Below are 1,284 nucleotides of genomic sequence, written 5' to 3'. Positions count from 1 at the left end.
TGAAGTGAACCCGAATAGTGGTACATGAAAAAAACACCTCCTGAATTCGCATACTAAGTATGCAAATTCAATGGAGGTGTTTTTTCGTATGACAACAAGAGTTCATTACCCAGAAGAAACAAAGTGGAAAGTAATTGAAATGAAGAAAGATGGTTATTCAAATCGTACAATTATGGAGAAACTCGGAATTAAAAATATTTCCCAAATTAAGACATGGATGAAATGGTATCGTACAGATCAAACGTATCGTTTTCAACAACCTGTAGGAAAACAATATTCTTATGGAAAAGGACCAAAAGAGCTCAGTGAATTAGAACAACTACGTCTAGAAAATAAGCATCTAAAAACAAAATTACTTGTATGGGGAAAGTATCTGGAAATCGAAAGGGGCTGAAACCAGAAACTGTAGTTACTTTATGGAAAAATGTAAAAACAAAAATGACGATAAAAGAATTGTGTAACGTATTAGAATTACCCCGTTCCACATTTTATCGCTGGTTACAACGAACGGAAGATCGGAAAGATGATATAGAAGAGAAAGTAAAGGACGTCTGTCTTAGGCATAAATTTCGGTATGGATATCGAAGAGTGACCGCTACTCTTCAAAAAATGGGACTGTGTGTTAATCATAAAAAAGTATTACGAATCATGAGACAAAATCACATTCTTTCAAAAGTACGTCGAAAGAAAAAGAAATATATCAATGGTGCGGAACCAATGGTAGCCCCTCATCGATTGGAGCGTGAATTCGATGCATCCAGACCAAATAAAAAGTGGTTTACAGATGTGACGTATCTCTTATTTGGAGAGCGTACCTTGTATCTATCAACGATCATGGATGCCTTTAATCGTGAAATTATTAGTTGTGTCATCAGCGAATCATAAACACTGACATTAGCGATGAAGACATTGAAACAAGCAATGAGAGGGCGAAGAGTAAAAGATGTCCTTCTTCACTCGGATCAAGGAAGTATTTATACAGCGAAAGAATTTCAAGCGTATGCCAAAGAAAACGGCATTATCACCAGCATGTCCCGGAGAGGAAATTGCCATGATAATGCCGTCATGGAAAGCTTCTTTGGTCATTTGAAAAGTGAAGCTTTCTATTCACAAGAGATAACAAAAGTATCCAACACAACTGTGCGAAAGATTGTGCTAGAATACATTCATTACTACAATTGTGTGCGAATTCAAGAAAAATTAAACCACCTATCCCCTAAAGAATTTAGGGAACAAGTGGTTTAGGTGTTTTGATTGGTGTCCCGTTTTCGGGGTTCACTTCAA

General features: G+C 36.6%; 1 pseudogene. It reads left to right on the top strand.

The features are described from left to right. The first annotated feature begins 88 nt into the window (after positions 1–88). Positions 89–1,245: pseudogene (locus MR115_RS29490) on the top strand (IS3 family transposase). Positions 1,246–1,284: the final 39 nt, after the last annotated feature.

Source organism: Bacillus cereus group sp. BfR-BA-01309, from assembly GCF_022664315.1.
GTDB classification, from domain to species: domain Bacteria; phylum Bacillota; class Bacilli; order Bacillales; family Bacillaceae_G; genus Bacillus_A; species Bacillus_A mobilis.
The sequence above is the reverse complement of the archived record's forward strand: the minus strand, read 5'-3'. Positions and strand labels throughout refer to the sequence as shown.